Raw genomic sequence first — 25,398 nt, forward strand, 5'->3', positions numbered from 1 at the left:
GCCTAAATATATATCGACATGGATGTATCCGGCTCTGGGGATTCGCACGTTTCAGCGGGGACGCCGGTCGGTCCGTCGCGCCGGCCGGCCGGGAGTTAAACGCCGCCCGGCCACGGTCTCGACCGGCGCCGTCCCGACCGTCCGCATCGGGGATTGCGCTGCGGCGTAAGCGGTGTGGTAGAGCCGGTGCATGGAGCGGATCGCGGAGCGCACCTCTTGGAGGTACCCGCTCGCGGTGTGCGCCTTGCGGAAGTGCGGTTCGGGGAGGGTGGCGGGGTCGACGCCGACGGTGTCGATCGAGCAGCCGTACGGCAGTCCCATGTGGGTGATCGCGTCGCAGTGCTGGAAGGCCGTGTACGGCGCGGAGGTGACCACGAGGACGCTGTCGCCCGGGGCGAGGTCGACGACGTGGTCGGCCCAGAACTGGCAGGTGTCCACGGTGTCGGCGCGGCGATGTCCCGGTTGCGAGGACGGCGCGGCGACGGCCCGGACCGTGACCGGCCCGGCCGCGTAGGTGGCCACCTTCCACGCCCGGCCCGGGTCGCCGTGGGGGTCGCCGCCTTCGTCGACGAGCGGTGCGCCGCCGATCCTGAAGGCGCGCTTGAGGCTCGCTTCGATGGCGTCCACTTCGAAGCCGCCGCAGTCGATGCCGCTCAGCGCTGCCGTCTCCAGATCGGGGCCGCCGAGTGGCCGGAAGCCGCCGACGCCCGTCACGTGGTCGGCGCTGATCCCGTCTTCGAGCAACTCGGCGGCGAAGCGGGTGCGGAACAGGCACGAGGCGACGAGCCCGCCGAGGACCAGCACGTGCGTGTAGTGCCGCAGGCGCGGCCTCGCGTCGGCGCCGAGGCCCAGGGCGAGTGCCGCTTCGGTCGCGGCGCGCTCGTGCTCGGGGGAGAGCGGCTGGGGTGCGGTCTCGTGGCGTTCGCGCCCGGCGCGGAAGTCCCAGTGGGCTGCCGAGAAGGCCTCGAGGTATGCCAGGTCCTCCGCGGTGCCGTTGCCCGGGAGTGCCCCGCCGAAGAGTGCGAGAAGCCGGTGCATCGGCTCGGAGCCGGTCCAGGCCGCGACGTCGGCGAGGAGCGAGTGCGGGCCTTGGCCTTCGTAGTGCGGCAAACGCACTGGTGCGAACTCGGGCATGGCTGGTCCGATCTGCGGTGGTGTCCCGGCTTTGTGGGTCGGGGCGGTGTTGTGGCACATGCTATTCGGTTACGGACCGTGCTTCACTGGTCAGACCAGGTGAAACGCCGTGTCGTCGCCCAAATACGGTTTGGTCGGACGCGGCCGGTGCGCCGGGGGTGGCTGCCTGTGCCAAAGGAGCCTGTGGTGGTTGTTGTCTGCTGCTTGCGGTGTGGGTGTGGTGGTTGACGTTCTTGATATGTGACGCGTGATGTACCACCGCGAGTTGCAAACGCCTGGGTGTGGCAGTGGGCACGGGAGAAAACGCCGCACACTGATCCAATGCGGCGTGGCGTCGGAATTCGGTTCAGGTGACTCAGTCGGGGAGCATGGCGGTGCGGACCTCTGCCAGGAGCCGCCGCATGGCCGTCTCGGCGTCGGCCGACCTGCCGTCGGCCACCGCCTGAGCTACCGCTTCGTGCAGATCCAGGGCTTCGGGGACCGGCTTGTGCGGCATGAGCCCGAGCTGGGTGCGGCCCCGCAGGACCGCGGCGACCACGTCGGCCAGTGCGCCGAACATCTCGTTCCCGCTGGCCTGCAGCAGGAGTGCGTGGAATTCGACGTCGCGTTCCATGAACTCGGTCAGTTCGGCGGCCTCGCCGAGGCGGCGCAGGGTCGCGGCGAGTTCCACGACGTGCGAGCGCTGCGAGTTCGTCGCGGCCCGGGCCGCGGCGCCCGCGGCGAGCGGTTCGACCGCGATGCGGAGTTCGGTGAGGGTGCGCAGCTGCGCGCCGCGTCCGGGGCCGGAGAGCCGCCACCAGATGACCTTGGGGTCGAAGACGTTCCAGGCTTCTATGGGGCGAACGGTGATGCCGACCCGGCGGCGGGACTGGACGAGGCCCATCGATTCGAGAATGCGCATGGCTTCGCGGGCGACGGTGCGCGAGATGCCGAAGCGTTCCTGGATGCGGTCGAGGGTGAGCACGTGCCCGGTGGGGAGTTCGCCCGAGGCGATCTCCATGCCGAGTTTCTCCAGCACGGGATCGTGGAGGCCCGTGCCGGTGTGATTGCGCTTGTCGCCCATGCCCGAATCCTATCCGGGCCGCGTTTGCGCCGTGGTTGAAATGGTGTTACCTTTCCGTTGATTAAGTACTACCTTTCGATGAGGAGGGGTCCATGGTGACGACCTGCCTGGTGGTCATGGGGGTCGCGGGCTCGGGCAAGAGCACCGTCGCGCGGCTGCTCGCCGATCGGCTCGGCCGGCCCATGGCCGAGGCCGACGACTTCCACCCCGAGGCCAACATCGCCAAGATGCGATCGGGGACCCCGCTCACCGACGCGGACCGCGAGCCCTGGCTGCTGTCGCTCAGGGACTGGATCAGCGCGCACGACGCGGAGGGCCGCGGCACCGTGGTCACCTGCTCGGCGCTGAAGCGCACCTACCGGGACCTCCTGCGCGGGGCCACCGCCCAGGTCCGCTTCGTCCACCTCAGCGGCACCCCCGAGGTCATCGGCGAGCGATTGAGCGCCCGCAGCGGGCACTTCATGCCGCCCAGCCTCCTCGACTCCCAGTTCGCCGACCTCGAACCGCTCGGCGACGACGAAGACGGGATCACCGTCGACGTCACCGCCCCGCCCGAGCAGATCGCCGACCGCGTCTGCGAAGGCCTCGAATAGCGCCCACCGCGCGAAGTAATTCCCCCGCAAAGCAAAGGAGCTTTCACCCATGGTGGAAATGGATTGGACACAGACCCTCGGAGCGGCACCGCTCCTGGGGATCGCCGCGGGGGCCGTCGCGCTCCTGCTGGTGCTCATCATCTGGCTGCGCGTCCACGCCTTCCTGGCGCTGGTCACCGTCTCGGCGCTGACCGCGTTCGCCACCGGCATCCCCGCCGAATACCTGATCCCGACGCTCACCGGCGGATTCGGGGCCACGCTCGCGAACGTCGCACTCCTGGTCGGTCTCGGCGCGATGCTCGGCAGGCTCGTCGAGGTCTCGGGCGGCGCGAAAGCGCTCACGGACATGCTCATCGACAAGTTCGGCGAGAAGCGCGCCCCGCTCGCCCTGGGCGTGGCCTCGCTGATCTTCGGCTTCCCGATCTTCTTCGACGCCGGGCTCGTCGTCATGCTGCCGATCATCTTCGCGGTCGCCCGCCGCCTGGGCGGCGGCGTCCTCAAGTACGCGCTGCCCGCCGCCGGCGCCTTCTCGGTCATGCACATCTATGTGCCGCCGCACCCGGGCCCGGTCGCGGCGAGCACGCTGCTCGGCGCCGACGTCGGCCTCGTCGTGGCGCTCGGCCTCCTCGTCGCCGTCCCGACCTGGTACCTCACCAGCTACCTGTTCGGCCTCTGGGCCGGCAAGCGCATCGTGCTGCCGGTGCCCGACGTGCTCTCCGGCGGCCCGCAGGCCGAGGACGCGCCGAACCCGCCCAAGGCCCGCTCCGTGATCTTGCTGCTGCTCCTGCCGCTCGTGATGATCTTCTTCGACACCGGCCTCAACACCGCCGGCTCGGCGGGCTGGGTCGACTCGGACGCCAACTGGTTCAACGTTGCCCGCGCGCTCGGCTCGACTCCGATCGCCCTGCTCGTCACCGTGTTCGTCGCCAGCTACGTGCTCGGCGAGCGGCGCGGGCGCACCCGCGCCTGGGTCGAGGACCTGCTCGACAAGGCGCTCGCCCCGGTCTGCGCGATCATCCTGATCACCGGCGCCGGTGGCATGTTCGGCGGCGTGCTGCGCGCCAGCGGCATCGGAGACGCGCTCTCGGGCGCGCTCTCGGACATCGGCCTGCCGGTCATCGTGGCGGCCTTCCTCATCGCCACCACGCTGCGGGTCGCGCAGGGCTCGGCCACCGTGGCCCTGACGGCGGCGGCGGGCCTGGTCCAGCCGATCGTGGCCGGGAACGGCTACAACGCGGTCGAGCTCGCCGCGATCGTGCTCGCGATGTCCGCCGGCTCGGTCATGCTAAGTCACGTCAACGACTCAGGGTTCTGGCTCGTGGGCCGCTTCCTGAACATGGACGTCAAGACCACACTGAAGACCTGGACGGTCATGGAGACCACCATCGGCCTCATGGGCTTCGCGATCGCCAGCCTGATCTTCGTTCTGGCCGGCGTCGCTTAGCGGCACAGAGGGAACCGGCCTCTGCGGTCGGCGGGACGCAAGGGGGTCCCGTCGACCGCTCTTCCGCGCCCACTATTGTTGTACAACGTACGAAGTAATTGCGCGGAAGGAGATCGTCTGATGAGGACCGTCGAAGTCGCCAAGGGCGCGTATGGAATCGCATTCGCGGCGGACGGGACCACCTGGTTCACCGTGGCCGAGGGCGACCGGATCGGGTGCATCGCCGATGGCGCGCAGCCGGTCTACCGGGAGCTGGCGGACGGATCGCAGCCCACGGTCATCGCGGTCGGGCCCGACGGCGCGGCCTGGTTCACCGAGTACAAGGCCGACCGGATCGGGCGCATCGGCGCGGACGGCGAGCTGAGCGAGGTGCGGTTGGCCGAAGGATCGGGGCCGTACGGCATCGCGGTCGACCGTTCGGGCGCGGCGTGGTTCACCGAGACCGCCACCGACCACATCGGCCGGATCGGGCCGGACGGGCAGGTGAGCCGGTTCGCGATTCCGCACCAGGGCGGATTCCCTTCGGCCATCGCTGCCGGACCGGGCGGCGACCTGTGGTTCACGCTGAACGCCGCGGCCTCGGTGGGGCGCGTGGACGCCGACGGCGCGGTGACGGTGATACCGCTTGCGCTGCAAGGGGTCGCGCCGGTCGGGATCGCGGCGGGCGTGGACGCGGTGTGGTTCGCCGACATCATGGGCGACCGGATCGGGCACATCGACCAGGACGGCACGGTCACGGCGATCACACTGAGCGAGGGCGCGAAGCCGCACGCGGTGGTCGCGGACGCCGAGGGCGGCTGCTGGTTCACCGAGTGGGGCGGCAACCGGATCGGGCACGTGACCGCGGACGGCCAGGTCACCGGCCACGACCTGCCGACCGAGCACAGCGAACCGCACGGCATCGCGATCGCCCCCGACGGCGCGGTCTGGGCGGCGCTGGAAATCGGCGAACTGGTGCGGATCGAGCGCTAGCGTTGCGATGCGGGGCGCGAAAGCGCTTACGGCGTTTACCATCCCAAGCCCCCACCCACCCAAGAGGGGACCGCGAGGCCCAGCGCGATCGTGGCAGGCGGGTCCGACAGGAAACGAGGTCGTTCGGCGGTCGAGGGCCCCGATTCACTCGAACGGGGTCCTCGGGCCGAAGTGGCGAAAAGGGGCGGCCCGCATCGCGGGCCGCCCCTTTCACATTGCAGGCCTTGCTAGCCGCGGGCCATGCGCCTGACCGCGAGCTCCGCGAGGAGGACCGAGCCGTCGGCGAGGACGGCGTCGTCGAAGGCCGCGCGCGGGGAGTGGTTCGAGGCCGCCTCGTCCGGGTCGTCCTTGATGGTGGCGCCGTAGAACATGTAGCTGCCCGGCACGTTCTCGAGCACCCGCGAGAAGTCCTCCGAACCCATCACCGGGTTCGGCATCTCCGTGTACCGCTCCTCGCCGAACAGGTCCTTCACCGTGGCCTCCACGAACGCCGCCTCGTCCGCGTCGTTCACCGTCGCCGGGTACTCCCGCTCGAACCGCACCTCGGCCGTCAGCCCGTGCGCGGTCGCGATGTCCTCGGCGAGCTTCACCGACTCCTTCTCGACCTGGTCCAGCGCCTCATCTGAGAACGTCCGCACCGTCGCCTCGAACACGGCCTTGTCGGGAATGATGTTGTACCGCGTCCCGGCGTGGAACGTCCCCACCGTGATCACGATCGGCTCGAACGTGCTGAACCGGCGCGTCACGAACGTCTGCAGCGCGGTGACGATCTCCGCGGCCACCGGGATCGGGTCGAGCGTCGCGTGCGGCCGCGAGGCGTGCCCGCCCTTGCCGACCACGGTCACGAACAGCCCCGACGTAGCGGCCATCATCGGCCCCGGCTTCGTCGTGAACACCCCGCGCGGCACCATGTCCGAGATGACGTGCAGCCCATAGGCGGCATCGGCCTTGCGACCGGCCGCCTCCAAGACGCCCTCGGCGATCATGTGGCCCGCACCGTCCTCGCCCTCCTCGCCCGGCTGGAACATGAACACCACGTCCCCGGCCAGCTCGGCCTGGTGCGCCGCGAGCAGCCGCGCCGCGCCCACGAGCCCGGCGGTGTGCATGTCGTGCCCGCAGGCGTGCATCGTGCCCACGTGCTCGGACGTGAAGTCCACGGCCGTCTCCTCGGTCACCGGCAGCGCGTCCATGTCGCCGCGCAGCAGCACCACAGGCCCCGGATTCCCGCCGCGCAGGACGGCGGTGACGGCGGTCGAGGTCTTGCCGAGGGTGATCTCCAGCGGCAGACCCTCAAGCGCGGCCAGGACGACCGCCTGGGTCTTGGGGAGGTCGAGTCCGATCTCGGGGATGCGGTGCAGCTCGCGCCGCAAGGCGATCAGCTCGGGTGCGATCGCTGCGGCCTCTTCCCGAAAATCCATTTCCCCTCCTGGGGCGTATCGAGTTCTCAACGACTAGCCGGTCGGCTAGTCGTTCCAGTGAACGCAATACTGCCATGCCGCTCTTGTGCGCGAACAGGCCTCCGCACAGCCGATATCGCCGTTCGCAGCCCACGCGGCGGGGGAGTGGGCTAGACCTTGCGGAGAGGACGCACCGACCGAGGAGTCGACATGGACACTGAGATCCGCCCGCTGAAGTACCTCGTCATGTCCGGTTCCGGCCGGTCCGGCTCGGTCAACCGGCAGCTCGCCGACCGGGCCGCCCGGGCGGTCGCCGACCGCGGCGGGATCGTGGACGCCGCCTTGATCACCGACTTCGCGGTACCGGTCTACGACGGCGACCTCGAAGGCGGCGAAGGCGTCCCGGAAGGCGCCGAGGAATTCCGGAGACGACTTGAGTTCAACGACGCGCTCATCCTCGCCAGCCCCGAGTACAACGCCTCCGTGCCCGGATCGGTGAAGAACCTCGTCGACTGGACCTCGCGGATCCACCCGCAGCCGTTCCATGAGAAGCAGGTCCTCGTCATGTCGGCCTCGCCGTCGATGGCCGGCGGCAACCGGGGCCTGTGGGCGCTGCGGATCCCCTTGGAGCACTTGGGGGCCCGCGTCTACCCCGACATGTTCTCGCTCGCGCAGGCCCATGCGGCCTTCTCATCCGAAGGCGACCTCGTGGACGATCCGCTCCGCAAACGCCTGGTCGACAACGTCGCGGCGTTCATGGACCTGGTCGAGGCCGCCACGCACTACCCCCGCATCCGGCACGCCTGGGTCGAATTCCTCGGCGAGCGGCCCGACCCCGCGATCGACCGCGTCGAGATGACCTGAGGCGAGCGAAACGGCACCGCCGAGCGGCGGTGCCGTTTCGCTTGCGTCCCTAGAAGACCGGCGTGCCCTCACGGGTCAGCACCCAGTCGACCGAGGCGAACTCGGCCGGGTCGAGGGCGCCCTTGGCGGTCACCCACTCGATGATCCGGGTGCGGATCTCGATCGACTCGCTCCACAGCTCCTCGGCCGCCGCCACATGCGGGAAGTTCCCGCCGCCGTTGGCGCGGTAGTTGTTGACCGCCAGCACGAACTGCTGCGCGTCGTCCACGTCCGCCCCCGCATACCGCAGGTTCGCGATGCGCGAACCGGCGGCCTTCGCGATGTCGATCTCGTACGTGAAGCCCGAGACGTAGTCGTAGTTGTAGTCAGGGCGGTCGCCCGCGTTCGTGATCGCCGCCGGGTCCACGGCCCCGCCCGGGGCCGTCTGCACGAAGTACTGCGCCGAGTACTCGAGGTAGTCGCGGATCTGCGCGCCCGTCATGAGCTTCGCGACCAGCGTGTTGTCGTAGATGTACAGGCTCGACAGGTCCTTGATCTTCACGTCCCCGGACGGGATCACCGAGGTCCGCGAGAACGGCGAGGCCTGCGCGACCACCGGCAGGTCCGCGTGCGCGGTACCCGCGAGCGCGGCCTTCACCGTGTCCTCCTGGACCTTCGTGATGAGGTCGATGATCGGCTCGTCCCTGTACCGCGCCTCGGCCGTGTCGAGGTCGATCGCGGCCTGCCCGACGACCTGGTTGACGTAGGTGACGACCTCGTTGTGCTCGGCGGAGAGGATCTCGACGATGCGCTGGTCCTCCTCGACCTCGTTCGAGTTGAGGATCGACGCCTTGACCGACTCGACCTTCCACTTCCCGCGCTCCAGGACCAGCTCGAAGTCGAACAGGGTGAGGCGCTGGCCGTAGCAGAGCGGGTTGGAGAGGACGACCTCGTGGCCGTCGGGGTCGGCGACGCGCAGCTCCTCGATCTCGACGTGGGCGTGGCCGACCAGGATCGCGTCGATGCCGCTGACCTGCTGGGCGACGAGCGCGGAGGCGTTCTCGACGCCGAGGCCCGTGGAGGTGTCGTACGCGGACTTGCCGGAGGTGCCCGAGTGCGCCGAGATGACGACGACGTCCGCGCCCATCTCCTTGAGCTTGGGCACCCAGTGGGCGGCCTCGGACTCCAGGCTCGGGAACTCCAGGACGCCGTCGACGTAGGCCTTGTCCCAGATGGTCACGCCGGGGGTGCAGAGGCCGAGGATCGCGACCTTGACGTCCTTGCCGCAGCCGGTGCTCATGCGGACCATGTGGTAGGGCGGGAACGCGGGCTGCCGCGTGGCGACGTCGATGGTGTTGGCGCCCAGGAGCGGGAACTCGAGCTGCGACTCGAACTTGCGGAGGGTGTCGAGGCCGTAGTTGAACTCGTGGTTGCCGAGGGCGGCGGCGTCGTAGCCGATCTCGTTCATGGACTGCGCCATCGGGTGGACCGGTCCGGCTTCGGCGACGATCGGGTCGACGCGGGCGTAGTAGTAGGCGAGGGGCGTGCCCTGGATGGTGTCGCCGGAGTCGATGAGGAGGGTGTTCTTGCGGCCCTTCTCCTCGCGGATCCGCTTGACGAGGGTGGCGATGCGGGCGATGCCGCGGGTGTTGCCGGCGGTGTCGCTGTAGGCGGCGTCCTTGAAGTAGTCCCAGTTGAAGACGTTGCCGTGGAGGTCGGTCGTGCCCATGACCGTGAACGAGTAGCGCTTGGCCGGCTTGGCCTCGGCGGGTGAGGCCGCGGCGACTGCAGCGGCCGCCCCCGCGGCGGCCGATGCCCCGAGGAGGGTTCTGCGGTTGACTGTCATGGCGTTGCTCCTGATTCTGCGCCGAGGGATTCGAGCGATATGTGAGGAGTATTGCACCTGACCAGGGGAGTCATCCCATGACCCCATATTGAACGACCAATGTCGATCCCGAAACGTTTCAGCGGTGGCGGATCGCGTTTTCCGGCGAAAGCCCCTGCCGCGCCGGGGCAGTAGCATCCGGGGATGATCTGTATCTATGGCGCCGGGAGCATCGGCTGCTACGTCGGCGGCAGGCTCGCGGCCGCCGGGGCCGGCGTCGTGTTCGTCGGGCGCGAACGGCTCGCCCGCGAGACCGCCGAGCACGGGCTCACCCTCACCGATCTGTACGGCGCCGACCTCCGGGTGGAGGCGCCGCGGTACGAGACCGATCCGGCGGCTGCCGCCGGGGCCGACCTGGTGCTCGTCACCGTCAAGTCCGCCGCGACCGCTGAGGCGGCCGAAGCGCTTGCGCCGCACCTGAAGCCGGGCGCAGTCGTCGTCAGCTTCCAGAACGGCCTGCGCAACGCGGCCGTCCTGCGCGAGCGCCTGCCGCAGGCGGTGGCGCTGCCGGGCATGGTCGCCTTCAACGTGGTCCACTCCGGCGAGGGCCGCTTCCACCAGGGCACCGTGGGGGATCTGGGGGTGCAGGACCATCCCGCGCTCGACGCCCACGCGGCGGCCTTCGAGCGGGCCGGGTTCACGCTCGCCCGGGAGGCCGACCTCACCGGCGTGCAGGCCGGGAAGCTCCTGCTCAACCTCAACAACGCCATCAACGCGCTCTCGGGGCTGCCGCTGAAGACCGAGCTGTCGCAGCGCGCGTACCGCCGCTGTCTCGCTCTCGCCCAACGCGAAGCGCTCGCCGCCTACAGGGCGGCAGGCATCGGCCCGGCCAAGACCGCCGGTCTCGACCCGCGCCTGCTCCCGGTCCTGCTCGGCCTGCCCGACGCCCTCTTCACGCGCGCCGCCGCCAAGATGCTCGCCATGGACCCCCTCGCGCGCTCCTCCACCTGGGAGGACCTCGAAGCGGGGCGTCCCACCGAAGTGGACTACCTCAACGGCGAGATCGCTGCGCTCGCCGCCGAACACGGCCTCGCCGCTCCGATCAACGGACGCCTCACCGCCCTCGTGCACGCTGCCGAGGACGGCGGGCGTCGTGATTGGACCGGCCCCGAACTCCTCGCCGAGCTGCGCCGCGCGGGCTGACCCCGCAGCCCGTCCCGTTCAGCGGTGGGTCACCGTCGGTTCACTCTCGTTGACTAGCTTGACAACCGCACCACCAGGCTCAGTTGACCGGCGAAGGAAGACGATGCGCACCCCCGAAGAGATCATGCAGGACCTGGAGAGCCGCGTGGCCGTGATCCAGGAGCAGGCCGGCCGCGCCGAGCAGGCCCTGGCCGACTCGGCGACCACCCTCGCCAGCGACGACGGCGCGGTCCACGTCACCGTGAACGCGGGCGGTTCCCTCACCGGCCTCCGCTTCACCAACGAGGCCAAGCACATGTCCGGCAACGGACTCGCCGAACTCGTGCTCGACACCTACCGACGGGCCGTCGAGGAATCCGGCCGGAAGACCGCGGCGATCATGTCCGACCTCCTCGGCGGCGACCCCGAGGCCACGGGCCTCCTCCAGTCCTTCACCGCGCCGCGATCGGAGGACTGATGGTCCAGGTCGACCCGCAGGCGCTGCGCGACCACGCCGCGCGACTCGCGAACGGCCCCATGGCGAGGGTCAAGACCGCGGCCGACGCCGCGAACACCGTCCGCCTCGGCGACGAGGACGCCTACGGGATCGTCTTCGCCCAGGTGATCCCGCCCGTCCTCGACCTGTTCCTCGATGACGCCGGCGCGGCCCTCGCCTCCGCCGACGACCTCGGCCTCGGCTTCGCGGAAGCCGTCAACGACACCGCGATCCAGCACCTGGCCGCCGACCAGGAGGTCGCGGCCCTCTTCGACGAACTCGGCAAGGAACTGGACGGGCACACCCCATGACCAACCCCCTCATCGAAGGCCCGACCGCGACCCCGGCCCTCCAGGGCACCAAGGTCATCGCCGGCCTGGAGAAGACCGCCACCGCCTACGGCGCCGCCTTCACCGGGCAGAACTTCAGCTTCCTGGACGCCGGGGTCGCCACCGCCACCACCGCGCTCGACGTCCTCTCGTTCGTCGCCAACCCCTTCAAGCACCTGCTGCAGGCCGGGGTCGGCTGGCTCTTCGAGCACATCTCGTTCCTGCGCGAACCGCTCGACTGGGTCGCCGGCAACCCCCAGGCGATCGAAGGCCTGGCCCTCACTTGGAACAACATCTCGATGGAGATGAGCACGGCCGCGGACGAATGGGCCGCCGAGCTGGGGAACGTCGAGGACTGGGACGGGGCGGACGCGACCGCCTACCGGACCGCCTCGGCCGGATTCGAGCAGGTCCTGCGCGCCAGTGCGGAAGCGGCCGCGACCACCGCGAACGGCATCAACATCGCCGGTGTCGCCGTCGGCATCCTGCGGACGATCATCCTGGAGATCATCTCCAACTTCGTCGCCGAGGCGATCATGTGGGCGCTGAGCGCCCTCGCCACCGCCGGGTTCACCTTCGGCGCGACGCTCGCCGCCGCGATCGCCCGGATCGTCTCCAAGGCCGTGAGCGTCTTCGCGAACATCGTCGGCAAGGTCGGGCAGCTCATGTCGAAGTTCGGCCGCTGGATCGCCTCGTTCCGCACGTTCGGCTCCCAGTCCCAAGGCCTGAAGGGCGCGATGGACGCCACCGCTCAACAGCTCCTCAAGGGCGGGTCGAAGGCGATGATGAACGGCGGGCGACTGACCATGAACGGCGCCCACAACATCCGCATGGAGTCCTTCAAACCGCTCTCCAAGAGCCTCGACCCGCTCAAGAACAACTGGGGCAACCCGATCAACACCCAGAAGGTCCTCAAATACACCGCGACCGAAGTGAACCGGGGCCGCAACAACGACGAGCAGATGGAGCAGGCTCGGAAGGAGAACGGAGGCCCTTGATCTGGACCCTCGTCATACTCGTCTGCCTCGCGGGCGCCCTCTACTTCGGCGTGCGCTCGGCGCGGCGCGAGCTCCGCGAGGAAATCGAGGACCTTGAACGGAACCCGCCCGACCTGTCCAAACTGACTGCCGCGCAGCGCGCCGAGTACGAGCGGCTCCTGGCCGCGCACCACCACGCCGAGGCGGCGGAGGAGGCTGAACGGGCCGCCGCCGAACGCCTCATGCGCGAGCAGGACGAACGCGAGGGCCGCTGAGCGGCTCCGGCTCCCGGACCGGGAGCGTCAGCCGGAACCGGCAGCCTTGCTCGGCGTCGAGGAGTTCGACCTCGCCGCCGTGGGCCTGCGCGATCTGGCGCGCGATCGGCAGCCCCAGGCCCGTGCCCGGTGCCCGCTCGCCGCGCCAGAACCGCTCGAAGACCTGATCCCTCTCGGCCGCTGGGATACCCGGGCCTTCATCGGTGACGACCACGGCGATGCCGGTGCTCGACCGTGTCACCTCGACTGCGACGGCCGTGCCTTCAGGGGCGTGCTTGACGGCATTGTGGACGAGGTTCGCGATCGCGCGATGGACGCTCGGCCCGTCCACCGGGGCCTCTGCCGAAGCAGTGCCGCGCAGGGCCAAACGGACCGAACGCGAGGCGGCGAAGGCCGCCGCCTCCTCGAACACCTCTCCCACCAGAGCGGTCACGTCCGTCGGGCGCCGGTCGATGACGCGGGCCCGCCCGCGCGCGTCGACCAGCAGCTCGCCCACGGCGTCCCGCAGCCGCTCGGCCGCGTTCCGGCTGCGCTCCAAGCCCTCCCGGTAGAGGTCGAGGTCCGGTTCGGGGTGGCGCAGCAGCACGTCGGCCCCGGTGATCAAGACCGCCAAGGGCGTCCGCAGTTCGTGGCTGGTCTCCTCGATGAGCCGCCGCTGCACCTGCGCTGAGCGTTCCAGCCGGTCGAGCATCGCGTCGAACGCGGCGGCGAGCCCGATCGCCTCGGTCGTGCCCTGCGCGCCGCCGACGCGCAGGCTCAGGTCGGAGGCCTCGATCGCCTCGGCCGCTTCACGAATGCGCACGAACGGGCGTACCGCCCGCCCCGACCACCACCACGCGAGCGCGGCGGTGACCGGGAGCAGTGCGATCACCGTGGTCGTCGTCCAGCCGGTGGGGTCCACACTGGTCTGCGTGACCTGGCGGGTGCTGCCGTCCGGGGCGATGTCGGCGACCTCGCGCTGATTGATGGCGGTGACGGCGAAGACGAGCACCACCGGCAGGTAGATCGCCAGGGATCCGGTGAGCGCCAAGCGGACCCGCAGCGACCGCAGCGCCCCGATCACGGCGTCTCCCGCAGTTGGTAGCCCACGCCGGTCACGGTCGCGATCGGGCCGGGTTCGCCGAGTTTGCGCCGCAGGCGGCTCAGGATCACCCGCACTGAGGCGGTGAACGGGTCGGCGTTGGCGTCCCAGACGTGTTCGAGCAGTTCTTCGGCGCTCACCGTCCGGTCCGGGTGGTGCATGAGGTACCGCAGCATCGAGAACTCCCTCGGGGTCAGCTCCAGTTCGCCCCCGCCGCGCCAGGCCCGGTGCGCGGCCGAGTCGAGGCGCAGGTCGCCTACAGTGAGGACCGCTTCGTGCACGTCGGTTCGCCTGGTGAGCGCCCGGATCCGCGCGGTCAGCTCTTGGAAGCTGAAGGGTTTGACGAGGTAGTCGTCGGCGCCCGCGTCGAGCCCGGCCACGCGGTCGTCCACCGCGTCGCGGGCGGTGAGCACGAGGAGGCGCCGGGGGCGGCGCAGCGCCGGGTCGACGCCGAGCCGCCGCAGCAGCGCGAGGCCGTCCCCGTCCGGCAGGCCGAGATCGAGGCAGGCCACGTCGAAGTCGTTGCAGCACAGGAGGGCTTCGGCGTCGGCGCAGGTCGTCGCGAGGTCCACGGCGTAGGCCTCGTTGCGCAGGCCCAGCGCGAGGACCGGACCCAGGTCGCGGTCGTCCTCGACCAGCAGGATGCGCACGGTTCCCTCTCCTCTCTATGCGCCGCGGCGGGCTTCGACCGCGGCAGTGGGTCCGGCGACGGTCATCAGGTCGTCCTCGAAGGACACTTGGACGCCCTCCCCGGCCCCGGCCGGGTCGTCCAGGCGGTACTCGCCTATGCCCATGGGGACCAGCGTAAACGCGGGCGGCTCGACCCCGTACGAGACCGCGCCGACATCACCGTGTTCGCCGAGCGCGTACCAACTGAGCACGTCGCCGTCCGCGGCGCTGATGCGCACATAGGTGTGCAGTTCGCCGTCTTCGACAGCGGTCCCGGCGAGTTCGATGCCCTCGATCGAGCCGAGGTCGGCTTCGATCGCTTCGCGCTCGTCCCGGCCCGCTTCGGTCTCGCCGTTCAGGAGCGCGAGCAGGGCGGTCTCGTGGGCGGCGACGTCCTCGGCGGCGAATTCGCCGGAGTCGTAGAAGGCCGCCACCGCATCCGCGCCTTCGGCTGCGACCTCCAGGCCGTCCCCTGCGGCTCCAACAGTGAACGCGGAACCGGATTCGATGGTGTAGACGCCTTCGCGCGCTTGGAGTTCGGCGGGGTCGACCTCGGCGTGCCCCTCAGGGACGGGGATCGGCTCCCCGGCGATGAGCGCCGGGCCGATCGCGTCGACCAGCTCCCCGGCGATCAGGCCGTCAGTGTTCGAGGCGACCGTCAGGGACGTGCCGGTGTCCGGCAGCCAGGCCGCGACCGCGTTGTGGCCGGTGTCGCCGCCGCCTCCCGAGGCGGTGATGAGCGGGGTGCCGAACATGTCGGGCCCGACCGACACCCAGCCGGGGATCTCCCTGGTCCCGTCGCCGTTGTCGAAGCTGCTGCCCAGCAACAGGTCCACTGCATCCGGGGAGATGACCTCGCCGGTGAACAGGCCCCTGGTCCACGCGCCGAGCGCGGCGGCGCTCATGGCGACGTCGCCGTTCCCTGCGAGCGCCCAATGCGGCCCAGCGAAATCGCCGGTCTGCTCGGCCGGCCGGCCGTCGACCGAGCCGATCGCGCGCGGCCCCGGCGCGGTCGGCTCGCCGTCCCAGAACCCGCCGATGCGTTCGCCCCCCACTGTCAATATCTCCTCGGCCAGGTACTCGCGGTACGAACCGGTCGCCTCGTCCACGATGAGCGCCAGCAGCGTGTACCCGGCGTTCGAGTAGAAGAACTCGGTGCCCGGCTCGAATGCCGAGCGCAGACCGCTGAGTTTCGCGATGGCCGCGTCCCGTTCCAGCGGCTGGTGGTCGTCGCCGAGGCCGCCGTCGAGACCGCTCGTGTGGAGCAGCAGCTGCTGCACGGTGGCCTCGGCGGCCGGGCCCGCAAGCTCGGGCAGGAGCGCGCCCGCCTGCGCGTCCAACGCGAACTCGCCCGCGTCGACGAGGTCGAGGACCGCGGCGGCGGTGAACGCCTTGCTGATCGAACCGATCGCGAACACCGTCTCGTCGGTGTTCGCGATCCCGGCCTCGTCGGCCAGGCCGAACGCGGCCCGGCACTCGTAGCCCTCGCCGTCGCCCATCGCCAGCGCCCCGCTGAATCCGGCGTCGGCCCATTGGCTCAGGGCGCTGGTGAAATCAGCACTGCAGCCCGCGGCGTCCGTTTCCGGATCGTCGCCGACGGTGCAGGCGGCCGACAGCAGTGCCGCGGCCAGAATGAGAGAAATGCGCTTCATGCGCCGAACGGTAAGAGTGAAGCTGTGAACCGGGTGTAAACGCGCGGTATGGAACCGCGCCGATGGGGGTATCCCGGGTCGGTGAGCCTGATCTCCGGCAGGCCTCGGTCGTACTGGATCGCCTCGACCGAGGCGCCGTTCCACCCGCCCGCGATCGAGGACTTCGCGACCGAGGTCGCGGTCGTCGGGGCCGGCATCGCCGGGCTCTCCACCGCGTGGGAGTTCGTGCGAGCGGGCCGGACGGTCACCGTGCTGGAGGCCGGGCGGATCGCCTCCGGCGTCACCGGCCACACCACGGCGAAGCTCACCGCGCAGCACGGCCTCATCTACGACCACCTGCGCGGCCTCTACGGCGCCGAGGCGGCGCGGCGGTACGCGACCGCGCAGACCGAGGCGATCGAGCACGCCGCCGCGGTCGCCGACGAGATCGGCGCCGAGTGCGAATTCGAGCGCGTCCCCGCCTTCGCCTACACCGAGACCGACGAAGGGCTCGCCGGGATCACCGGCGAGGTCGACGCGGCGACCGAAGCGGGCCTGGAGGCGTCCTTCACCTACGAGACCGGCCTGCCGTATCCGGTCCGCGGCGCCGTCCGGGTCGAAGACCAGGCCCAGTTCCATCCCCGCCGCTACCTGCTCGCGCTCGCCGCCGCCATCACCGCCCGCGGCGGGCGGATCGTCGAGGGTTCGCGCGTCGTCGACCTCGAGTCCGACGCGAGACCGTTCGTCCTCAGGCTCGGCAGCGGCACCCGGATCCGGGCCGAGGAGGTCGTTCTCGCCACGCACTACCCGATCGTCGACCGGGTCCGGTTCTTCACCCGGCTCGCCCCGCGCCGCGAAGTGGTCGTCGCCGCCCCGATCGCCGCCGAGTCCGACCCTGCCGGGATGTACTGGACGGCCGAGGACCGCACGCGGTCGGTGCGCACCGCGCCCCTGCCGGACGGGCGGCGGCTCCTCATCGTCACCGGCGAGGTCTTCACGCCCGGCAGCGTCGAGGTCAGCGGTCGGTTCGAGCGGCTCGCCGACTGGACCGCCGCGCGCTTCGGCGTCACCGACCTCACCTACCACTGGGCCGCGCAGGACAGCGCCACCACCGACCGGCTGCCGTTCGTCGGTCGCCTGCCCGGCGGCCAGCACGTGTACGTCGCGACCGGATTCGGCGGCTGGGGGATGAGCAACGGCATCGCCGCCGGGCGGCTCATCGCGGGCCTCGTGGCCGGCGATCCGCCCGAGTGGGCGGACCTGTTCGACCCGTCGCGCGTCCACCCGCGCAAGGAGGCCGTGCGGTTCGCCTCGTTCCAGAAGCAGGTAGCGCGGCACTACGTGGGCGACCGGATCCACAAGCGCCCGAGCGACACCGACGAGCTCGGCCGCGGCGAGGGAGCGGTCCTGCGGATCGACGGCGAACGCCGAGCGGTCTACCGGGACGAGGACGGCGAGCTGCACTCGCTGGTGGCGAAGTGCACCCACCTCGGGTGCGTCGTCGGCTTCAACGACGCCGAACGCACCTGGGACTGCCCGTGCCACGGCTCGCGGTTCGACCTCGACGGCAACGTCATCGAGGGCCCGGCCATCGCGCCGCTCGAACGCCGCTGACACTCAGGCGCGGGGGAGGTCCAGGAGGACGACCTCGCAGCGGTAGTGCTGGGAAGCGGTCATCGGGCCGCGGAACCACAGCAGCGGGGTGCGGGACGGGTCGCCCGGGGCGCAGATCGGCCGCAGGTTGTCCACTTCGGAGTTCTCGGTTACGGGTGTCCAGGCCCAGAACCGGCCGGCCGCCGCGGCGCGGCCGTGGAAGATCTCGCGGTGGGGGAGCACGGTGCCGTCGCGCGGGTCGATCGGCGTGGAGATGTAGACCGAGCCGGGGTCGTAGGGGTCGATCGCGGCGAGGCCCGTGTAGTCCTCTTCGTGCGGCATGAGCCCGGGCCCGGCCTTCGCCATCTCGTTCACGGTCCACTCGCCGCTGGGTGCCATGCGGGCGTAGAAGAACCGGAGGTCCGGAGCGGCCTGCTTTCGATCGAGGTGGAGTTCCCCTTCACCGGCGCGGGCGGTCAGGATCGCCGCGACGCCGCCGTTCGCGGTGGTGCGGATATCGGTGGTCCAGCAGTGCGAGATCCGCTCGCCGCCCCAGCGCGAGCCCGCTTCGAGGACTGTGGTCAGGCCCTCCTGCGAGAGGGCTTCCCCGTTGAGGGCCTTGGGGTCCAGCACGGTGCCGTCGCTGCGGTGCAGCGCGCCGTCCTCGAGGTAGCCGTGGTAGATCGAGTTGTCGAAGTCCCGGGGGTGGTGGTCGGTGGTCACCAGGTGGATGCGGTCCTCGGCCTGGGCGTACCGGGTGTAGCCGTTGACGTAGCCGACCTTCGGCCTGGTGAAGAGCTTGCCCGCGTACGCCCAGGTCTCGCCCTCGTCGTCGGAGACGAGCGCGCACTGGTCGTCGTTCACCGCTCTCGCGAAGCAGTACAGCCGCCCGTCCATGGCCCGCAGGTTCGCGTACGTGACGCCGCGGCCCTCCGTGTAAGGGCCCCAGTCGAAGGAGCGCTCCGGACCCCACCTGGTCGGGTCGTTCGGTTCGCTGATGCGCCAACGGGTGCGGTCGTCGGTCTTGTGCTTGGTGTAGACGGCGAGCCAGCGGCCGTCGGTGCGCCGCCACAGGGCGGGCACGTCGTGGTCGTCCACTTCGAACCGCTCGTGGAGCACCACGACCTCGGATTCGCCGGTGCGCAGGTCGACGACCGCGAGTTCGACGTTGCCCGAGCGGGCCTCGCCGCCGGGCCCCTCTGCGGCCGCGATCGAACCGACGACGAGCTGGTGCGTCTCGGGGTCGACCAGGGCGCGCTCGTCCTGGAACCAGCACCATGCGCCGTTGTCATTGACGACGATCGGTTCGGCGAATCGGGGCATGACGGCCTCCTCCGGCGGGTCCGCCAGGCGCGGACGCATCGAGCACCGACAGTATCTGCAAGCGGTATCCAACCGTGGACCGGCCCCGACCGCAACCAAGGGCTTGCCACCAAAGATGCAGGCCCCCATACGAACCTCAGCCCCGAGACCGACGCGCCCGGCCCTGCGCGTCCATACGCTCGGAACATGGACCTCGCCCTCGCCGCCTCGCTCGCGGCCCTCGCGCTGATCGACTCGACCAGCTTCGGCACGCTGCTCATCCCGATCTGGCTGCTCCTGGCCCCCGGCCGGGTGCGGGGCGGCCGCATCCTCGTCTACCTCGGCACCGTCGCCGTCTTCTACTTCGCGGTCGGCATGCTCATCGCCGTCGGCGCGACCACGTTCATCGACGACATCGGCGCGCTCCTCGACACCCGGCCCGCGCTGTGGACGCAGCTCGTCCTCGGCGTCGGCCTGCTCCTGCTCAGCTTCCGCTTCGACTCCAAGAAGCAGGCCAAGGAGGGCGGGCGCATGACGCGCTGGCGCGAGCGGGCACTCGGTGTCGAAGGAGGCTCAGCCGAAGGAGGCACAGGTGAAGCGTCCCAAGACGAAGGCGCCACTCGCACGCGCGCCTCGGTGCTGCCGCTGATGGGCCTGGCGCTCGGCGCGGCCACCGTCGAGGTCGCGACGATGCTGCCGTACCTGGCCGCGATCGGGATGGTCACCTCCGCCGGGATCGGGGCCGCCGGGATCACGATGACGATGGCCGCGTACTGCGCGGTCATGGTGCTGCCCGCGCTCGTGCTGCTCGCGGCTCGCCTGGTCGCCCGCAGCGCCGTCGAGCCGGTCCTGGTGAAGATCAACGACTGGATGGTCCGCAACGCCGCCTCCACGACCGGCTGGGTGCTCGGCATCGTCGGCTTCCTCCTGGCGCGCGACGCCGCCTTCCGGCTGGGCCTGATCGAGCAGATCTTCAACCAGTGAACGTGTGCCCCGGCGAGTCCTCGCCGGGGCACCGGTTCATCAGCAGCCGATCCGGTCGGTGCCGAAGGCGACGTCGTCGTACCAGAGGGTGTCGGCGTCATTGCCGTAGCTTTCCCAGCCGAGCCGCAGGTCGGCGAGGTCGGGACTCCAGCCGGGCTTGGAGAGCCACTGCTCGTCCACATCGTGGGTCGGGGTGCCGTCGACGGCGAGCCCTTCGACCGCGGCGCCGTCCACCCAGGTGGCGAGGTTCCCGCCGGTGATCTGGAATTCGACGCACGTCCAGGTCTCGACCGGGAGCGGGCGGCTGAGCGCGACGCCGGCCGGGCTCTGGGCCGGGAGGGTCGCGTCGTCCGACTCGCGGTTCCACTGCAGCGCACCGTTCTGGCCGCCCAAGCGCAGGTCGGTGCCCGCGTCATCGGTGTCCTGCATGGCGATCATCGTGGTGTGGTTCTGCGGCTGCGTGGTGGTGTGCCGCATGTAGACGCGGAACCACTCGGCGTCGGCGGGGAGGTCCCGACCGATGAAGACGTGGTTGCAGTAGGTCGCGCCGCCCTCGATGCGGATCGAGGTGCCGCCGCTGTTGGCGACCTCTTTGTCCACCGCGGCGATGCCGGTGCCGGTGCAGTCGGCCGCGCCGACGGTCCAGTCCCCGCCGGGCACGGTGCCGGTCTGGTCCTCGAAGTCGTCGCAGACGGCCCCGGCCGGGCAGTCGGCCGGGTCGGGCGGATCGGTCGGGTCCTCGCTCGGGGTCTCGCTGGGCGTCCCGGTCGGGGTGTCGGTCGGCTGGGCGACGTTGCCGCATTCGATCCCGTCGAGCGAGAACGAAGGCGGCTGCGCCGCGGCGCCGGAGACGATGAGCCCGAACAGCTCCCGGGTCTGGCCTTGGGCGATGGACGCGTTCCAGTCGACGTCCGAACCGGTGAACGTCGTGCCCGACTGCTCCCAGTCGACGTTCCAGGCGCTCTGGACCGCGGCCCCGCTCGCCAGGTCGAACGCGATGGTCCAGCCGTTCACCGGCTCGCTCCCGGCCGTGAGCGCGACGGCGGCCTGGTGGCCGCCGTTCCAGGAACTCACCACCGTGTAATCGATCCGCTCGCAGGCGTCGGCGTGCGCCGGGCCCGCCGCGACCACCGCGATCGTTCCCGCGGCGAGCGCCCCGCAGACGGCGGCGACGGCCATCAGTCGCCGAGTTCGCATGACAGGCATGCACTGTCCTCCTATGGTCGGGCCCGCTCCACCCCAACCCGACGGCGGACTTGCACCTATATATCGACTTTGATGAATATAGCCTGATTTCGGGCGCGCGAGAAGAGCGGCGGAGTGATCAGGAATCGAGAAGCCTCGGGGCCCCTCCCGGAAATATCGTTGTGGACATGAGCAACACCACCGCATCCGCTGAGGAGAAGACCATGATCGCCATCCAGACCGTCACCCTCGAAGTCGACGACACCGCCGCCGCCGAGGCCTTCTACGCCGCGGCCTTCGACCTGGGCGAGGACTCCTGGCTGCGCGTGCGGCCCGCCAAGGACCCGAGCAGCGGCTTCCGCGGCTACGCCCTCTCGCTCGTGGTCGACCAGCCGGGCACCGTCGACAGCCTCTTCGGGACGGCCGTCGCCGCCGGGGCCACCGCGATCAAGGCCCCCGAGAAGAGCCTGTGGGGCTACGGCGCCGTCCTGCGCGACCCGTGGGGCGCGATCTGGAAGATCGCCACCTCCAAGAAGAAGGACACCGGCCCGGTCACCCGCGAGGTCGACTCGGTCAACATCGGCATCGGCGTCGCCGACGTCGCCGCCACCAAGCAGTTCTACATCGACCGCGGCCTCACCGTGGCGAAGAGCTTCGGCCGCAAGTACGTCGAGTTCGAGGCCCCGGGCGGCTCCGTGGCGCTCTCGCTCTACAGCCGCAAGTTCGCCGCGAAGACCTCGTTCGTCGACCAGGAGGGCTCCGGATCGCACCGCGTCGTCCTCAGCGGCGACGCCGGGACCTTCACCGACCCCGACGGCTTCGAGTGGGAAGAGGCTTAGGCCTCATGCGGAACGGCACGGGCGTTCGGCCCGTGCCGCGGCCGTGACGGATGCGGCAATCGGGTGCCGGAGGGACAATTCGGCAATCTTCGCCTGTTAGCGTGGCCCTTCATCACGCGAACGGAGAACCCATGACGGCACGACGAACCCTCGCCGCCCTCGCCATCGGCGCGCTCCTGGCGCTCAGCGCCTGCAGTGAAGACGGCGGCGAGATCCCGATCGACTCGCCCACGCTCCCCGACTGGGACTCGTCCCTCGACGAGCTCGCCTCGGAGCTCCCGACCGATCTCGCCACCGACCTGCAGGAGATCGTCCCCGACGCCTCCCCGGAAGAGATCCTCACCAACGCCCGCGACATCTGCGCCGATGTCGCCGACAACGCCGACGAGGAGCAGCTGGCCCGCGACGCCGCCTCGCTCTTCGGCGTCGAGGAGGCCGAGGGCCCCTCGATCGTCGAGGCCGTCAAGCCGTACTGCGACGTCCTCGGCTAGGTCCAATGGCGTTCGGTTCGGGCTGTGGGCGGGTTGTCGAGCCCGGTTCCGGCCCCGGCTGGTAGGCGTGGGGCGCTTGGCGGAACAGCGGAACAGCGGTACGTGGCCGTGGCCGGGTTGGTTCGGGTGGGGGTTCGGGCGGTCAGCGACGGGAAGCGGGGCGGCCGTGTCGGGGGCGTGGCCGTGGCCGGGTTGGCTCGGGTCGAGGCTCGGGCGGTCAGCGACGGTCGGTTCGGTCAGGCTCCGGCCCGCGGTGGGCGCTCGGCTCGGCTCGGCTCGGCCGCACCGGTCGTCTCGGAGCGCGCCGAGTGCCTTGTGGTGGGGTGCTTGGCGGCTCGCGGCGCCTGCCGGTCGGCATCGACCGGGTTGAGGCGCGGTGGGCGCGGCGGGTTCGTCATGGCCTTCGCATCTCCTTCCGGTCTCGGTCCTGCGGCTTCGCTCTGCCGACCTCCACTTCCCGGCTGCTGCTCTCCAACCCCAGCCTTCCGCCTTCGGGCCTTCCGCCTTCGGGCCTTCGGCCTTCACGGCTTCGGGTTGTCGGGCTGCTCGCTCCCCGGGGGCTGATGCCGTGCAGGCCGCCCCGGGCAGGGCCCGTCTCATGCACGGCCCTGGCGTGCCGCTGTTGAACGCCGCGGCGCATCGCTTCGCTTCGCGTGTGCTTGGTGTGCCTCGTTCCGGACACTGCCGCCCGGCCCAGGTGATCCAGGCCGGGAGATCTCCCACCCAATCCGGCCCTTCGGAGGCTGCGGACAGCTGCGGATCCCGATAGCACGCGGGGATGAGATCAGTTACCGGCGCCGATCCTCTCGACGTCACACGCCTCGGAACCTGCCAGGAAGATCGAGTCGGCCAGAGGCTTGGCTTAGTCTGCGTTGCACCTACCCGACACCTGTACAGATTCCCTGTCCCTGTGCGTACTCCAATCATCCCACCCCACACCCCCAACCGCATCACCCACACGATGACAACATCCTCACCTTTCGCACCAACCCCGCAGGGCCGCAACACAACCCACCCACCCCACCCCGCCCCGCCACACACCCACCCCGCCCTGCCCCGGGGCGATCCCGACCGGACGGCCGACCACGCCCCGACCCGCCACCCGCCCCTGTCGATGCCGCCCTTGTCTTGAACCCCCGGCCCGCAACAAACCCCACCCACCTCGCCACCGCCACCGCAGACACCTCCACACCCGACAACCGCCCCCAACCGAACGCCATTACCGCAAACCCCGTGTCCACAAGGTCCGGAGCCCCGCCCGGAAGCGTTGATGCAAACGCTTGCATGAGGATCGACAGGTCGATATCATATCGATATCTACCAATATCCTCATGAAAGGGGAAACCGGCATGAGCAGACGAAGAAGCACCCGCGTCGTCGTCGCAGGCCTGGCCGCACTGGCCGCCGCGACGGCGACGACGGCGACGCTGCAGTCCGCGCAGGCCGCCGATGGCACCCGGGACGCCATCGGCGAGCCCGCGGCGGCGCAGGTCGTCGGCACGGCGGACGGGTTCGCCTCGGTGAACGCGCTCGGCCAGAACGGCACCACCGGCGGGGCCGGCGGCACCACGGTCACCGTGGACACCACGGACGAGCTGCTCGAGGCCATCGACACCGTGGGCGCCATGACGATCCTCGTCGAAGGCACCATCGACATCACCAGCAAGCAGGGGGTCCGTCCGAACAAGACGATCCTCGGCGTCGGCGGCGACGCCACCATCAACGGCGGCGGCTTCGAGTTCTACCGCTCCTACAACATCATCATCCAGAACCTGCACTTCACCGACGCCGAGGACGACGCGGTCGGCATCGGGCAGGAGTCCCACCACATCTGGGTCGACCACAACACCTTCGCCAACCCGGCGGACGGCTCGATCGACATCGCGCGCCAGGCCGACTACGTCACCGTCTCCTGGAACCACTTCGACGGCACCGACAAGTCGATGCTCCTCGGGCACTCCGACGGCGCCTCCGGCGACGCGGGGCACCTGAAGACGAGCATCCACCACAACTACTTCGACGGCTCGACCCAGCGGCACCCGCGAGTGCGCTTCGGCGAGCCGGTCCATGTGTACAACAACTACTTCCGGGCCAACGAGCTGTACGCCGCCGCCTCGACCATGGACGCCGGCGTGCTCGTGGAGGGCAACTACTTCGAGGACGTGCCCTTCCCGTGCTTCTCGGCCAGCGGCTACGCCGACAGCGGCCCGGGGCGCCTGGTCGAGCGCGACAATGTCTTCGTCGACTCCGGTACCTGCGAGACCTCCGGCTCGGTCCAGGAACCCGGCGACTACTACGACTACACCCTGGACGACCCGGCGAGCCTGCCGTCCACGGTTCCCGCGGGAGCCGGGGCCGGCACTCTCTAGACCGACGCCGAACGCTCTCGGCCCGGTTCGCCGCGCCGAGAGCGCTTCGTCTTTCAGTCGATTCGCCGCCGCCGACCAGGGTCCCAGGTCACCCGGACATATGCGGCTCAACAAGGCCTAATGTCCGTTTTCTGGGTCTCTGGTGAGGAAGCACCCACCTGCATCGTGAAAACGAGCGGTCCGGGCTTTGCGAGAACCCAGGTTCGGGCGGCTACCGTTGAAGGATGACCTACAGCTATCTCTCGAGCGACGCCGCGACGGCGATCATCGAGTCGAAATACCCCAATGCGCAGAGGCTCGCCGCGCTGTCGGACATGCTCGACGCCGAACTGCTGTGGGACCACGATGCCCGTACGTTCGTGTACGCCGTCGACTGCTGGATCGAGGGCACCGGGTACGGAACCCGCCTGCACACCTGCGCGGTCTGGAACGTCACGGCGGACAAGGATCTCGCCTTCGGCTTCTCGCGCGCCTCCAAGGCCGCCGACCCCGAGCTCGTCTCGGCCGCCGCCAACGAGATCCTCGACATGGTCGCCGCGGGCGTCGCCGCGGCCGATGACGCCGCGGCCTCGGTCGCGATCACCGCGGTCCTCCACAGCGGCCTGGCCGAATCGCCGTCCCGCAAGCCCATGTTCGCGGCGCTCCGCGCCCAGCAGGCCGCCCGCACGCCCGCGGTCTGACCCGAAACCACGCCAAAGGCGGGCCGTCCTCGAGCGAGGACGGC

At 70.3% G+C, this 25,398-nt stretch carries 25 protein-coding genes; 15 read left to right on the forward strand and 10 right to left on the reverse strand.

The features are described 5' to 3' along the window. Window positions 1-51: 51 nt before the first annotated feature. Window positions 52-1,134: a hypothetical protein gene (locus ACFO8M_RS23230; RefSeq protein ID WP_387980010.1), complete on the reverse strand. Its 1,083-nt coding sequence runs from the start codon at window positions 1,132-1,134 to the stop codon at window positions 52-54. A 355-nt stretch (window positions 1,135-1,489) separates the two neighbouring features. Beyond that, window positions 1,490-2,197: a FadR/GntR family transcriptional regulator gene (locus ACFO8M_RS23235; RefSeq protein WP_387980011.1), complete on the reverse strand. Its 708-nt coding sequence runs from the start codon at window positions 2,195-2,197 to the stop codon at window positions 1,490-1,492. A gap of 92 nt (window positions 2,198-2,289) precedes the next feature. Here ACFO8M_RS23235 and ACFO8M_RS23240 point away from each other — a divergent pair, with 92 nt between their 5' ends. The 3 genes from ACFO8M_RS23240 (at window position 2,290) to ACFO8M_RS23250 (ending at window position 5,206) form a co-directional block, all read left to right on the forward strand. Continuing rightward, window positions 2,290-2,790 (forward strand): gluconokinase, encoded by a 501-nt coding sequence (locus ACFO8M_RS23240; RefSeq protein ID WP_387980013.1) that lies wholly within the window; start codon window positions 2,290-2,292, stop codon window positions 2,788-2,790. A gap of 49 nt (window positions 2,791-2,839) precedes the next feature. Further along, a complete protein-coding gene (locus ACFO8M_RS23245; RefSeq protein WP_387980014.1) occupies window positions 2,840-4,234 on the forward strand; it encodes a GntP family permease in 1,395 nt (464 codons plus the stop codon). 120 nt (window positions 4,235-4,354) lie between these two features. After that, a complete protein-coding gene (locus ACFO8M_RS23250) occupies window positions 4,355-5,206 on the forward strand; it encodes a Vgb family protein (RefSeq protein ID WP_387980015.1) in 852 nt (283 codons plus the stop codon). Between the two features lie 227 nt (window positions 5,207-5,433). Here the strand turns inward: ACFO8M_RS23250 and ACFO8M_RS23255 are convergent, their stop codons facing one another. Then, entirely contained in the window at window positions 5,434-6,624 is a 1,191-nt protein-coding gene (locus tag ACFO8M_RS23255) for a M20 metallopeptidase family protein (RefSeq protein ID WP_387980016.1), read from the reverse strand. 189 nt (window positions 6,625-6,813) lie between these two features. Between ACFO8M_RS23255 and ACFO8M_RS23260 the strand changes: the two genes are divergently transcribed. Next, complete coding sequence (locus ACFO8M_RS23260; RefSeq protein WP_387980017.1) at window positions 6,814-7,467, forward strand: NADPH-dependent FMN reductase; 654 nt, start codon at window positions 6,814-6,816, stop codon at window positions 7,465-7,467. Window positions 7,468-7,516: 49 nt separating this feature from the next. Here ACFO8M_RS23260 and ACFO8M_RS23265 read toward each other — a convergent pair whose 3' ends face one another. Then, window positions 7,517-9,292 carry a bifunctional metallophosphatase/5'-nucleotidase gene (locus ACFO8M_RS23265; RefSeq protein WP_387980018.1) on the reverse strand — a complete coding sequence of 592 codons (1,776 nt, stop codon included), beginning with the start codon at window positions 9,290-9,292 and terminating at the stop codon, window positions 7,517-7,519. A 183-nt stretch (window positions 9,293-9,475) separates the two neighbouring features. Here ACFO8M_RS23265 and ACFO8M_RS23270 point away from each other — a divergent pair, with 183 nt between their 5' ends. From ACFO8M_RS23270 to ACFO8M_RS23290, 5 genes are all read left to right on the forward strand, one after another. Continuing rightward, the gene (locus ACFO8M_RS23270; protein WP_387980020.1) at window positions 9,476-10,474 is read left to right on the forward strand and encodes a 2-dehydropantoate 2-reductase; all 999 of its coding nucleotides are present in this window, start codon (window positions 9,476-9,478) and stop codon (window positions 10,472-10,474) included. A gap of 103 nt (window positions 10,475-10,577) precedes the next feature. Beyond that, a complete protein-coding gene (locus ACFO8M_RS23275) occupies window positions 10,578-10,931 on the forward strand; it encodes a YbaB/EbfC family nucleoid-associated protein (protein WP_387980022.1) in 354 nt (117 codons plus the stop codon). After that, on the forward strand, window positions 10,931-11,260 hold the full coding sequence (locus ACFO8M_RS23280) for a hypothetical protein (protein WP_387980024.1): 330 nt from the start codon (window positions 10,931-10,933) through the stop codon (window positions 11,258-11,260). Before ACFO8M_RS23275 ends, ACFO8M_RS23280 begins: the two co-directional genes overlap by 1 nt. Next, on the forward strand, window positions 11,257-12,276 hold the full coding sequence (locus ACFO8M_RS23285; RefSeq protein ID WP_387980026.1) for a WXG100-like domain-containing protein: 1,020 nt from the start codon (window positions 11,257-11,259) through the stop codon (window positions 12,274-12,276). The genes ACFO8M_RS23280 and ACFO8M_RS23285 overlap by 4 nt, the downstream gene beginning before the upstream one ends. After that, on the forward strand, window positions 12,273-12,530 hold the full coding sequence (locus ACFO8M_RS23290) for a hypothetical protein (protein WP_387980027.1): 258 nt from the start codon (window positions 12,273-12,275) through the stop codon (window positions 12,528-12,530). Before ACFO8M_RS23285 ends, ACFO8M_RS23290 begins: the two co-directional genes overlap by 4 nt. On the opposite strand, the gene ACFO8M_RS23295 is transcribed toward ACFO8M_RS23290, so the two are convergent. From ACFO8M_RS23295 to ACFO8M_RS23305, 3 genes are read right to left on the reverse strand one after another with little or no spacing between them, the layout of a single operon-like run. Beyond that, window positions 12,496-13,593, reverse strand: a complete 1,098-nt coding sequence (locus ACFO8M_RS23295) for a HAMP domain-containing sensor histidine kinase (protein ID WP_387980028.1) — start codon at window positions 13,591-13,593, stop codon at window positions 12,496-12,498. The two genes, ACFO8M_RS23290 and ACFO8M_RS23295, sit on opposite strands and share 35 nt — an antisense overlap. Beyond that, window positions 13,590-14,261, reverse strand: coding sequence for a winged helix-turn-helix domain-containing protein (locus ACFO8M_RS23300; protein ID WP_387980030.1), 672 nt, complete (start codon window positions 14,259-14,261; stop codon window positions 13,590-13,592). Before ACFO8M_RS23300 ends, ACFO8M_RS23295 begins: the two co-directional genes overlap by 4 nt. Before the next feature lie 15 nt (window positions 14,262-14,276). Further along, complete coding sequence (locus tag ACFO8M_RS23305; RefSeq protein ID WP_387980032.1) at window positions 14,277-15,932, reverse strand: serine hydrolase domain-containing protein; 1,656 nt, start codon at window positions 15,930-15,932, stop codon at window positions 14,277-14,279. Between the two features lie 81 nt (window positions 15,933-16,013). On the opposite strand from ACFO8M_RS23305, the gene ACFO8M_RS23310 reads away from it, so the two are divergent. Further along, entirely contained in the window at window positions 16,014-17,525 is a 1,512-nt protein-coding gene (locus ACFO8M_RS23310; protein ID WP_387980033.1) for an FAD-dependent oxidoreductase, read from the forward strand. 3 nt (window positions 17,526-17,528) lie between these two features. On the opposite strand, the gene ACFO8M_RS23315 is transcribed toward ACFO8M_RS23310, so the two are convergent. Beyond that, window positions 17,529-18,827 (reverse strand): BNR-4 repeat-containing protein, encoded by a 1,299-nt coding sequence (locus ACFO8M_RS23315; RefSeq protein ID WP_387980035.1) that lies wholly within the window; start codon window positions 18,825-18,827, stop codon window positions 17,529-17,531. 186 nt (window positions 18,828-19,013) lie between these two features. On the opposite strand from ACFO8M_RS23315, the gene ACFO8M_RS23320 reads away from it, so the two are divergent. Beyond that, window positions 19,014-19,790 carry a GAP family protein gene (locus ACFO8M_RS23320; RefSeq protein WP_387980036.1) on the forward strand — a complete coding sequence of 259 codons (777 nt, stop codon included), beginning with the start codon at window positions 19,014-19,016 and terminating at the stop codon, window positions 19,788-19,790. A gap of 39 nt (window positions 19,791-19,829) precedes the next feature. On the opposite strand, the gene ACFO8M_RS23325 is transcribed toward ACFO8M_RS23320, so the two are convergent. Continuing rightward, window positions 19,830-20,996, reverse strand: coding sequence for a cellulose binding domain-containing protein (locus ACFO8M_RS23325; RefSeq protein ID WP_387980038.1), 1,167 nt, complete (start codon window positions 20,994-20,996; stop codon window positions 19,830-19,832). Between the two features lie 203 nt (window positions 20,997-21,199). On the opposite strand from ACFO8M_RS23325, the gene ACFO8M_RS23330 reads away from it, so the two are divergent. Further along, a complete protein-coding gene (locus tag ACFO8M_RS23330; protein ID WP_387980797.1) occupies window positions 21,200-21,814 on the forward strand; it encodes a glyoxalase in 615 nt (204 codons plus the stop codon). Between the two features lie 131 nt (window positions 21,815-21,945). Continuing rightward, on the forward strand, window positions 21,946-22,305 hold the full coding sequence (locus ACFO8M_RS23335; RefSeq protein ID WP_387980039.1) for a hypothetical protein: 360 nt from the start codon (window positions 21,946-21,948) through the stop codon (window positions 22,303-22,305). Window positions 22,306-22,541: 236 nt separating this feature from the next. Here the strand turns inward: ACFO8M_RS23335 and ACFO8M_RS23340 are convergent, their stop codons facing one another. After that, the gene (locus ACFO8M_RS23340) at window positions 22,542-22,703 is read right to left on the reverse strand and encodes a hypothetical protein (RefSeq protein ID WP_387980040.1); all 162 of its coding nucleotides are present in this window, start codon (window positions 22,701-22,703) and stop codon (window positions 22,542-22,544) included. A 951-nt stretch (window positions 22,704-23,654) separates the two neighbouring features. Here ACFO8M_RS23340 and ACFO8M_RS23345 point away from each other — a divergent pair. Next, the gene (locus ACFO8M_RS23345; protein ID WP_387980042.1) at window positions 23,655-24,674 is read left to right on the forward strand and encodes a pectate lyase family protein; all 1,020 of its coding nucleotides are present in this window, start codon (window positions 23,655-23,657) and stop codon (window positions 24,672-24,674) included. Window positions 24,675-24,898: 224 nt separating this feature from the next. After that, entirely contained in the window at window positions 24,899-25,354 is a 456-nt protein-coding gene (locus ACFO8M_RS23350; RefSeq protein WP_387980043.1) for a hypothetical protein, read from the forward strand. Window positions 25,355-25,398 lie beyond the last annotated feature (44 nt).

The organism is Glycomyces rhizosphaerae, from assembly GCF_042647865.1.
Lineage (GTDB): Bacteria > Actinomycetota > Actinomycetes > Mycobacteriales > Micromonosporaceae > Glycomyces > Glycomyces rhizosphaerae.